The sequence below is a fragment of the Nocardia rhizosphaerihabitans genome (genome assembly GCF_014646295.1).
Classification (GTDB): Bacteria; Actinomycetota; Actinomycetes; order Mycobacteriales; family Mycobacteriaceae; genus Nocardia; species Nocardia rhizosphaerihabitans.
This window is the reverse complement of record NZ_BMNE01000003.1, coordinates 979,470-988,951: the sequence shown is the minus strand read 5'-3', so window position 1 is coordinate 988,951 and position 9,482 is coordinate 979,470. Positions and strand designations below refer to the sequence as shown.

The 9,482-nt window shown below is 64.2% G+C and carries 9 protein-coding genes and 1 pseudogene; 4 read left to right on the top strand and 6 right to left on the bottom strand.

Annotation, left to right across the window (positions count from 1 at the left end; genetic code table 11):
• Window positions 1-862: 862 nt before the first annotated feature.
• The 3 genes from IEY60_RS17500 (at window position 863) to IEY60_RS17490 (ending at window position 4,279) form a co-directional block, all read left to right on the top strand.
• On the top strand, window positions 863-1,723 hold the full coding sequence (locus IEY60_RS17500) for a replication-relaxation family protein (protein ID WP_189029306.1): 861 nt from the start codon (window positions 863-865) through the stop codon (window positions 1,721-1,723).
• Between the two features lie 367 nt (window positions 1,724-2,090).
• Complete coding sequence (locus IEY60_RS17495; protein WP_189029304.1) at window positions 2,091-2,372, top strand: hypothetical protein; 282 nt, start codon at window positions 2,091-2,093, stop codon at window positions 2,370-2,372.
• Complete coding sequence (locus tag IEY60_RS17490) at window positions 2,369-4,279, top strand: recombinase family protein (RefSeq protein WP_189029302.1); 1,911 nt, start codon at window positions 2,369-2,371, stop codon at window positions 4,277-4,279. Before IEY60_RS17495 ends, IEY60_RS17490 begins: the two co-directional genes overlap by 4 nt.
• A gap of 296 nt (window positions 4,280-4,575) precedes the next feature.
• Here IEY60_RS17490 and IEY60_RS17485 read toward each other — a convergent pair whose 3' ends face one another.
• The 4 genes from IEY60_RS17485 to IEY60_RS17470 all read right to left on the bottom strand — a co-directional run bounded on the left by IEY60_RS17485 (window position 4,576) and on the right by IEY60_RS17470 (window position 7,237).
• Complete coding sequence (locus IEY60_RS17485) at window positions 4,576-5,031, bottom strand: hypothetical protein (RefSeq protein ID WP_189029300.1); 456 nt, start codon at window positions 5,029-5,031, stop codon at window positions 4,576-4,578.
• A gap of 193 nt (window positions 5,032-5,224) precedes the next feature.
• Window positions 5,225-5,707, bottom strand: a complete 483-nt coding sequence (locus IEY60_RS17480) for a hypothetical protein (protein WP_189029298.1) — start codon at window positions 5,705-5,707, stop codon at window positions 5,225-5,227.
• Window positions 5,708-5,748: 41 nt separating this feature from the next.
• Window positions 5,749-6,027, bottom strand: coding sequence for a hypothetical protein (locus IEY60_RS17475; protein ID WP_189029296.1), 279 nt, complete (start codon window positions 6,025-6,027; stop codon window positions 5,749-5,751).
• 268 nt (window positions 6,028-6,295) lie between these two features.
• A complete protein-coding gene (locus IEY60_RS17470) occupies window positions 6,296-7,237 on the bottom strand; it encodes an SDR family NAD(P)-dependent oxidoreductase (RefSeq protein WP_268241480.1) in 942 nt (313 codons plus the stop codon).
• 324 nt (window positions 7,238-7,561) lie between these two features.
• Here IEY60_RS17470 and IEY60_RS36540 point away from each other — a divergent pair, with 324 nt between their 5' ends.
• Entirely contained in the window at window positions 7,562-7,978 is a 417-nt protein-coding gene (locus IEY60_RS36540) for an AMP-binding protein (protein ID WP_189029292.1), read from the top strand.
• A 39-nt stretch (window positions 7,979-8,017) separates the two neighbouring features.
• On the opposite strand, the pseudogene IEY60_RS17460 reads toward IEY60_RS36540, so the two are convergent.
• Window positions 8,018-8,751: pseudogene (locus IEY60_RS17460) on the bottom strand (transposase).
• Window positions 8,752-9,131: 380 nt separating this feature from the next.
• Entirely contained in the window at window positions 9,132-9,476 is a 345-nt protein-coding gene (locus IEY60_RS17455; RefSeq protein WP_189029291.1) for a zinc ribbon domain-containing protein YjdM, read from the bottom strand.
• Window positions 9,477-9,482: the final 6 nt, after the last annotated feature.

The window sequence follows — 9,482 nt, the reverse complement described above, 5'->3', positions numbered from 1 at the left end:
TGATTCCTGGCCCGGTGGACCCGTCACCGTCACCGAGTCGGACTTACGGGACATCCCTTAGTCCGCGACCGGTGGTGTCGAACGTAGCCGGTTGCTGTTCTGGGGCCATGGCAGCGGTGTGGCTCTTCGTGGTGGCTGTCGTAATGAGTGGAAATGGCAAATGATTCGCTACCGTCCGCATTGCATCGGTGGTGCCGTCTCGGAGTCTGCATGGCAACGCTGTTGTCAGCAGATGTGAAGCCACGGATATGTCCAGGATATGACTCGGATATGTTTCAGATACGTTCCGGATAGACCTCTTGCAAGGTGCAGGCAAACTTCGATGAAGCGCTTCCGGGAGATGTCCGAGGGTCGTTGCATCGGGCAGTGTGCCCGCTCTCGCGGTCCCGGCTCAGGAAATTCACAGAAAAAAGTCCCGGGAATCATGTCCCGTTTTCGGGTTTTTGGCGGCAGTAGTAAGTAGAACCCTCTCTCGCTCAGGAGGCCGCCTTGACCGTTAGCTCCCATCGATCCCGCCGTGAGGCTCGTGACACCGGGCGACATGCCCGCGCTCTCATGGTCCCCGTTCAGGAGATTCTCAGAAAAAAGTCCCGGAGAACATGTCCAATTCTCGGCCTTTTCGCGGAAGTAGGGAGTTGGAACCCCCTCTCGCTCAGGAGGCTGTCGTGACCGTCTGTTCCCGCCCTGCCTCCGTGTCGTCTGATCCCGCCGCGCTCCGAGAAAGGCTCTCGCGCTGATGATTTCCCGCCCCGACAGGCAAGCCGACACTCGTGCCCCGCGCCCGCCCTGGTCGCGGACCCTCCGTCCGGAGAAGAGTTCGCTGGTACGGGCTTTGACCGAACGTGATCGATGGGTGCTGCGCATGGTTTTCGAGCATCGGGTTCTGACTACCGACCAGCTCGCCGACCTCGCGTTCCCCACCGTCAAGATCGCCCGCCGTCGCCTGGCGCTGCTGCACACCTACCACGTGCTGGATCGGTTCCGGCCCATGCGTTCTCGCGGTACCGCTCCTCATCACTGGACCCTCGCGCCGGCCGGAGCCGCTGTCCTCGCCGCCGAGGTCGGTGTGCGTGTGCGCGATCTCGGCTACAACCACCAGACGACGCTCGCGGTCGCCCACAGCCTGCACCTGACTCACACCCTCGGGGTGAACCAATGGTTCACCACCTTGGTCACCCAACCCCACGGCGTGCGGGTGGCGAGGTGGTGGTCCGAGACCCGCTGCCAGCGTCTCTGGGGTGACCTGGCCCGCCCCGACGCCTACGGCCGTTGCACGCACGGCGAGACCGTGTTGGATTTCTTCCTCGAATACGACCTGGGCACCACCTCCCTGCCTCGGGTCGCGGCCAAACTGCACGGATACGCCGAGCTGGCCCGCACCACCGGTGCCATGGTCCCGGTCCTGCTGTGGGTGCCGAGCACCGTCCGCGAGGCCAACGCGCGGGCGGCTCTGCGGCAGGTGTGGGAGCGGCTACCCGATCCCGGTCAGGTTCCGGTCGCTACTGCCGCCGCCGAACTACTCGCCGCCAGCCCCGCGGCGAGTCCGGCCGAGCAGGTCTGGCTACCGCTGCACACCAGCTCCGCCCGCCAGCGCCTGCCCGAACTCGGCACCGTCTGGCCGCGCCGCACCCACATCGGCGACGACATCGACCAGGAGGCCACCTGGGCGCCCTCGCGCAGAGTCACCGCTCTCGCACCACCACCACCGGCCCAACAGTGGTGAGGTAACCGGTGCTGGTCATCACCCGCCTGCGGATTCGCGCCATCGCCCGGTGGGGCGGATTCGTGGTCGGATGCCCGCCGTTCGACGACTGTTCCGTACCGGGCCGCGCCCTGTCGATGCACGTTCACCCCGCCATAACGCCGCTGGCGGACTGTATTCCGGGGGATCGGCCCCGGGGTTGGGTGTGGGCGGTCCGGTCGGCAGAAACGTTGCACGAGAAGACAGTTGACGCACCGGCCGCTACGGAGCGTTCATGGACCCCGCTGCACGCGGACCCGACGGTCCCGTGCAGTTCCGACAACCTGCGAAACAGTCACCGCCGCCCGGTCATCGGGGCGGGCGGCACAGGACACAGAGAGAGGCATTCATGGATGAGGAATTCTCGAACGAGGCCACGGTGATCCCATTCAACCGGCACGCTCGCCGCTCGCGCGCACACCATGAGATGCCGGTGGGCGCCGACGCTCGCGCAGGTGATCTAACGGTGTCGTTCCAGATCCGCTACATCACCGGGGCCGAAGCCGCACGCCTCGCCGAACGTCAGTCCCGCGCGATCTCGGCGCTGTTGCGCTGGCTCGACAGCCACGAACCGGCCCCGGAGCTGGTCGACCTCGACGCCGCCGCCGAGGGTGAGCAGGAGGCGGCATGAGCCTGCCCGCATTCGTCGGACCCGACAGCCCGGACCTGCTCGGAATGGGCAGCTCGTCTCCGGTGCCGGTCGCGGTGTTCCTGCGGACCTCGACCCGGGACTTGCAGGACCCCACGTTGTCGCTGCCGCGCCAGCTCGACAGCTGCCGCAGTGTTCTCCCGCCCGGGTTCGTGATCGTCGCGTTCTTCTACGACGTCGAGTCCTCCCGCAAGGACCTCGAACTGCGTGGCCTGGGCAGCGCGCACGAGGCGTTCGACATCCCGATCCCGCGTGACGGTGGCCTGGCCGACCTGCTCGCCGAGGCCCGCCACCCGAACCGCCGGTTCGAGGCGGTCGTGGTCGAGGAGATCGAACGCGCCGCCCGCTGGACCCGGCAATCCACCCAGCTCGAACACGAACTCGAAACCGTGGGTATCCCGCTGTTCGCTGCCGACGAGGGGCCGATCTCGCTATCGGAGAAGCGCGCCACCCAGATCCTCGTGCGCCGCGTGAAACAGGGTGTGGCCGAGTGGTTCCTGCGTCACACTCTCGAACAATCCTGGGAAGGATACCGCGAACACACCAAACAGGGCTGGAACATCGGCAAAGCCTGCCACGGCTATCGCAACGAGAGACTCCCACACCCGGTCGCCGCGAAACGCGAGGAGGGCCGCACCAAATCCCGGCTCGTCGTCGATACCGAACGCGCACCGGCGGTCGTGCGGATCTTCCAGCTGCGCCACGACGAGAGCCTCGCCTACCAGGTGATCGCGGACCGGCTCAACGCCGACCCCGATCGCTACCCGCCCCCGCAACCCAACAGCGGTAAACGCGCGAAGGGCCGCTGGTCGGGGTCCTCGGTCCGTGAGATCCTGATCAACCCGAAATACACCGGGCACATGGTGTGGAACCGGCGCGCCAGCAAGAAGGGCGGCGCGCTCAACCCACCCGAGAAATGGGTATGGTCACCCGAACCCACTCATGAGCCCCTGATCACCCGCGAGGTGTGGGAAGCGGTGCAGCGCGACCGCACCACCCGCCAGGGGTCGCGGATGAGCGTCAAGAACACCCACCCCGACACCCACCGCACTTATGTGCTGCGCTCGTTCGTGCACCACCAGCAGTGCGCCAAGCGGATGTTCGGCAAAACCCGCAAGGGCTACGGCTACTACACCTGCCAACCCAAACTCGACCTTGTCGGCAAACCCGAGGAGTATGCCGACCACCCCCGCTCGGTGTATGTGCGCGAAGACAAGCTCCTCGACTGCCTCGAGATGTTCTTCAACGAACGCGTCTTCGGGCCGGACCGAGCGACCCTGCTGCGCCACCAGCTACGCGGCCAGTCCTCGACCCAGGTCCATGATCTCGAGCAGCGGTCGGCCGCGATCGAGAAGACCCTCGCCGATATCACCCGACGACAGGACAACCTGCTCACCGAACTCGAATCCCGCCCCATCACCAGTGGCGACGAGGTGTCCGACGCGTGGACCGAACGACTACGCCGCCGCTACACCGAACTCGAACAGCAGCGCCGCACCAAGAACACCGAGCTCGAGACCCTGCGCGAACAGGCGGCCCGCCAGCAACCCGACGAACCCGCTCTCCTGGATCACCTGCCCCGGCTGACGCTGCGTCTCACCCGCGCCCCCGATGTCCTGCAACGCGACCTGTACGAGGCATTCAGCATCAAAATCGTCTACGACCACACCGGCAAACACGTGGCCATCTATGCCACCCTGACCGAAGAAACACTCCCCGCCGCTGCCACAGCCGCCGGAACAATGAACCCCGGTACAACCCCCGAACCAGGGCCAGTACTGCCACCAGCGCACGGCGACAGTACTAGGCAACCCGATTCGCCACGGGAATCCGCTACTTCGGTTGCCCATGTTCTACGTGCCCTCGGCGGGGCACATCGAACAAGGTAACGCGGACGACCTGGGGATCTGCTCCGGTCAGCTGATTGTCGAGGCCTATTTCGCTCTCGGGTGAGTAGAGCTGAGGACGGCTCGGCCTCTTGCACGGCCAGGGAAGGCCCGGCGGCCGCGCGGCGCCGTCCGGGCGCCGAAGTAGCGTCAGCCGGCCATCGGGTAACCAACAGGACGCCCTCTCGGTCCCGGGGACTCAACGGCGTAGTGGGTTTGTCGCCGACGCCAATTCAGGGTGATCGGAGCGCCGCTGTTGACTTTCGATGAACAGCGCCGTCACCTCTGCGCCCGATGATCTACGGAAGTGATCCGAGCTCCCAGTCCGAGGGCCACGGCTTGCTCAATGTCAGCTGCTCGACCGGTTTTCGCTGGTAGTCCTGGTGCGGGCCGTCTGGGCTCCACCCGTCGAGAAACGGTCGCAAGTCGTCGACGCCAGGCTCGATATCGAACGCTATGTTGGCAAGAGAGGTCGGACCCGTCGTGGGGTCGAGTCGGTTGGCCAGCTCCCGGCCGACGATGCACCAGTTGCGCAGGTTCGTCGCCGAGTGCGGGTCGTTCGCGTGCTCCGCGGCAGCGGCGGTGTCGTCGAGGATGGTGCAGATTTCACGCAGGGCCTGGGCATTGCGCCATGCGTCCAGCGCCGCGACCATGGTTCTGCGCTGCAGCATTGCTTGTGCCTGCGGCCTCGCAGCAGCGGTGATTTGTCCCCATTGTCGACGCTCCTCCATTCGTTTGCGATTCGCCTCAGCCATGTGTGCTTGATGTTTCCGGTAGTTGTCCTCTGCCGTGCGCGCCGCTTCCTCGTGGCTGGCTTTGATTTCGGCGATGATCGAGCGGATTCGTCGTTCGAGTGGTGAACGCTTCTGGTCCTGCCACGTGTGGGTGTTCGTAGACCCTTGGTACGCGCCGATCTTCAGTCGGAGCTTTCCTGTAGGCGTCGTCTCGCTACGTGGACTTGATCTCCCAGTAGTCAGCAGGGCGGCCGAAGGAGTTGAGATGCTCCTCGGTGAGTGTCAGCTCCCATTTCTCGGTGCCGATGCGGTAGCCCAGTTTGGCATGCTCACCGCGACGAGTCAGTCGAACTTCTTGATCGTGTTTGGCTGCTGCGACATTGAAATCGATCAGGAACTGCATCGCCCGCTCCCGCTGTCCGTTGCTGACTTGCAGCGCTGCCGGATTGTCGATCAGCAGTTGGCGCAGATCCTGCGGCGGAACCTTCTTGTTCTCCGCCTTCGACTTTCGTGCCTGTTGTCGTATCCGGTACCAATCGATCTCGTTGTGCTCATCGGTGGCCAGCAGGCGTACGACGATGTCACCCTCTGATCGACCGGTGTAACGGAGCGCCTGGCCCTCCGGGACGAGTCCTCGTCGCCGCGCGGCGTTTACGGCACCCCGATAGGCGTCCCGCGTCTTCTCGTCCGGTTCCACGATCCGTACGGTCCTGTCCGCTGCTTTGTCCAGCCGATTGATCAGTCGCTCCGCATTCTCGGAATCGCTGGGGGGTACCAGCTCGACGGTCGATCGTTCTCGGGATGGTAGCCATGCCTGAGGTAGTACTTACCGGCGTCGGTGATGCGGGCCGCGAAGAATCCCTTGCGCTTCGAGATCGTGACCAGGCCGCGGGACTGTAGTGCTTGGGCCGAGACTCGGAGGTGTGTCTGCTCCGGGCTGCTCAGGTCGTCGCCGTCGGCAATCCGCTCCAGGAGATCGCCTTGCCGGTCATTGAGTTGGTCGCTTCGCCGCGTCATCTGACTATGGTGCGCGGCCAGGCTTCCCGACGTTCGGAACTTCGCTGGACCGGCCCGGGGTCGCGGGATGACGAAGCGATGCCGACCGTAAGGTTGGTCGACGCAACCAGGCGTAGTGGTGAGTCCTCTGGATCTGGTACCACGAACGGCTAGTGCCGCTGGACCTACCGGTGTCGCCGAGCGCAGGGTTGCCGCGGTGATCGGGATCACCGCGGCAGTCGCGAGCGCAAGGTCGTTGGCCCAGTGAGGCGGATCGGACGGTGATGAGCTAGTTGATCGGCTGAGGACCCTTCGACCACCAGGGCGCGACCTGATGACTACCCAAGCCTGTTGTGCTGTTGAGGAACTCGAACAGTTCGTACTCCCTCTCCGGGTTGTATGAGTCTGGCGAGGAGGGGACGAGACGATCGATCTCGACATACCCACCCCGCAGGTCTGCCTCCGGGATGGGGGTGTTTGCCGTGGCAATCGCACTGAGGTGGGTCGCCGATCGCTTGGGCGTTGACACCCCGGGGACGACCCGCATCGCGGGAAGAAGATACTTCCAGCCGAATCGCTCGATCGCACTGCGGTCGCGCGCGAGTCCGGTGCCGGGCATCATCCCCGGGTCGTAGCAGATCGCGTCGATGCGCTGGGGGGCACGCCTGGCGAGTTCGTGTACCCAGTACAAAGTTCCGAGTTTGCTGGTGGAGTAGGCGCGGATGCCGTCGCCGGCCCGGGGCTTGGCCAGCATCTCGGGCGCCTCCCACCGTGGCGCGGCGACCATGCCATAGGAGCGCCGAAACTTGCCGTAGTGGGTTCCCGATCCGATGCACAGAATCCGGGTCGGTGCGGTCAAGACATCGCTCAGCAACCCGACCAGTACGTGCGGTCCGACGAGGTTGGTGCCGAAGGTCAGTTCGTAGCCGTCGGCTGTAGCCGAGTCGGTGGAACCGGTCTGAATTCCGGCATTCAGGACAAGGCTCCGCAGTGGCGGAATCGACTGCGCCGCAACGAGCTTCTTGATCCTGCTGCCTGCGTCGTGAACGCTGTCGAGGTCTGCTTGATCGCAGACGACGTAGTGGAAGTTGGCCGGATCGCCGACGAGCGTACGAAGCTCATCGGCGCGCGCCTGGGAGCGCGCGGTGGCGACGACGGTCCAGTCGGGAGTAGTGGCGAGCATGTGGGCCATTGTCAGACCTAGGCCAGATGTAGCTCCGGTCAGCAACATTGTGGCACCATTAGTTGTCGGGTCCAATTTGTTCCCCTTCATTTTTGTTGCCTCGTCCAAGTCTGGGCGTTCGAATTCTAGCGAGAGGTTTGGTGCCTCTTGACAGTCTGCACAGGTTGCCTTCGCAATTTTGCGTGACCTGAATCACATTGTCATCTTTGAATTCAGCATCCTAAACTCAACGCAAGTGGGGCAGGGAGGCTCCCGGGGGGTTCATGATTTTCGACTCCTCGTGCTTGAGTGCACATCGACGTGCCGATGGTATAAATTCGTTCTACTATTCCGCATCTTCATGCTGGAATTGTTGCGTAGGGGGATGCTGTAATGTTCAACCCTTTTGATTCCGACGATCCGAGCACTCTAGTAGAATTGATAAACACTCGTGCCGATCGAGATGCTGATCGTGTTGCGTACCGATTCTTGGAACCTTGCGGCGACGGTGTATTCGACTCCGCTGAGGTGACTTTCCGGCAACTGCGTGCACTGGTTGCGGCGGCGGCGGCAACCATTGCCGACCGTAGCGCCCCCGGGGCTCGGGTGGTGCTGCTGGCTGCCCCTGGCCTCGACTATATTGTTTCATTCTTTGGGTGCATATATGCAGGTAGAGTGCCTGTTCCGGCGTATCCGCCGACGTCGGCGCGGCACCTTCCTCGGCTCTTCGCGGTCGTGCGATCGGCGAGAGCGCAGCTGTTGATCTGCGACCAGCTCTTCTACGAAAACCGTCTAAGGGTTGTCCCGTAAGTCTGAGTTGTTGACGGCGAGAGGTCCACCGGCCAGGAATCAATAGGCGTGGGCGAGGTTGGCCAGAGTCGCTACCCCAGCCATCGCGACACCCACCCCGTCACCACGTAAGCGGCAGTCGCGCCGGACCTTCCAGGTCTTCATCCGGGCGAAGGCATGCTCGACACGGGCACGGACTTTACGGTGAGACTGTTGTGAGCCTGTTTCCATTCCGGCAGCTCGACACCGGGTGAGCGGCGGTGCGGGATGATCAGACCGGTGCCCTGGTAGCCGCCATCAGCGATCACCACCGCGTTACGGCAGGTGTGGGCGGCACCGGACTCGGTCCAGGCTCGGCAGTCGTTGTGGTTACCCGGCAACGGTTTTCCGAGCGCGACGACCAGTTCGGTGTCGGCGTCGATGACGACCTGGTGGTTGGTGGAGTACCGGTAGTTCTTGCTCTGGGCGGCGAGGTTGTGATCACGGGTCGGGGCCAGGGTTCCGTCCACGATCAACACCGCACCACGCGGGAACCGGGCGCGGGACCGTAGCGCCAACGCCGGTCCCAGGTCTTCGATCACCCGGGCCGCCGCTGATTTCGATATCCCGAACACCGCCGCGAGTTGACGCATCGTGAGGTTGGTCCGCCAGTAGGTGGCCACCAGCAGCACCCGGTCTTCGAAACACAACCCCCAGGGCCTGCCCCGCAACGGCCGATCAGCGCCTTCGCGCCGCAGCCGGGTGATCAGGCGAGCGAACGTGCGTGGCCGCAGCCCGGAGAACAACTCCACCATCACCGGGTCAGCCGCCGAGATCACCACCGGTGACACGATACCCGTTGCCACTCAACAACTTACGGGACATCCCTTAGGCCCTGGCACTGCTACCGGAGTGTGATGCAGCTGGTCCACGGCGCACGGCTGATGCTGATCCGGCCGTGATCGGCGCCAGCGGCGAAGCTGAGTCCGCGGGTAGAGAACCGCGCGCAGCGCCGCCACCGCCCGAGCGCACCGGACATATGTTGATGCGCCCCCGGACTTTTCTCCGCAGAGACGGTGTGTGAATAGGGTTGTGTTGCAATCGGAGTGGGCGACCTGCGTGGGTTGATTTTGCTGTGAGCTGCTGGTCTCGATGCCCTGACCCGCAGGGGAACGACGAACCGCCACGGGTCGGTTCAGACTTTCTTCACCACGCTGGACTTCAACTGCATCGGACCGATGCCGTCCACCTTGCAGTCGATGTCGTGATCGCCGACGCCCTGCACCAGGCGGATATTGCGCACCTTGGTGCCCGCCTTGATGCCAGTCGGGCTGCCTTTGACTTTGAGCGTCTTTACCACGGTCACGGTGTCGCCGTCGGCGAGCACATTGCCGACGGCGTCGCGGATCACGTCGTCCGCCGTATCGGCCGCGGCGGCGGGGGCCCATTCGTTGGCGCACTCGGGGCACACCAGCAGGGCGCCGAGCTCGTAGGTGTATTCGCAGGAGCACGTGGGACAGGGCGGGAGCGAGTCGCTCATGAGGAT

Excerpts from the sequence above, each read along its gene's own strand:
- IEY60_RS17455 (WP_189029291.1), bottom strand. The coding sequence starts at position 9,476 with ATGAGCGACTCGCTCCCGCCCTGTCCCACGTGCTCCTGCGAATACACC.
- IEY60_RS36540 (WP_189029292.1), top strand. The coding sequence starts at position 7,562 with ATGTTCAACCCTTTTGATTCCGACGATCCGAGCACTCTAGTAGAATTG.
- IEY60_RS17495 (WP_189029304.1), top strand. The coding sequence starts at position 2,091 with ATGGATGAGGAATTCTCGAACGAGGCCACGGTGATCCCATTCAACCGG.
- IEY60_RS17490 (WP_189029302.1), top strand. The coding sequence starts at position 2,369 with ATGAGCCTGCCCGCATTCGTCGGACCCGACAGCCCGGACCTGCTCGGA.
- IEY60_RS17485 (WP_189029300.1), bottom strand. The coding sequence starts at position 5,031 with ATGGCTGAGGCGAATCGCAAACGAATGGAGGAGCGTCGACAATGGGGA.
- IEY60_RS17470 (WP_268241480.1), bottom strand. The coding sequence starts at position 7,237 with ATGTTGCTGACCGGAGCTACATCTGGCCTAGGTCTGACAATGGCCCAC.
- IEY60_RS17500 (WP_189029306.1), top strand. The coding sequence starts at position 863 with ATGGTTTTCGAGCATCGGGTTCTGACTACCGACCAGCTCGCCGACCTC.
- IEY60_RS17475 (WP_189029296.1), bottom strand. The coding sequence starts at position 6,027 with ATGACGCGGCGAAGCGACCAACTCAATGACCGGCAAGGCGATCTCCTG.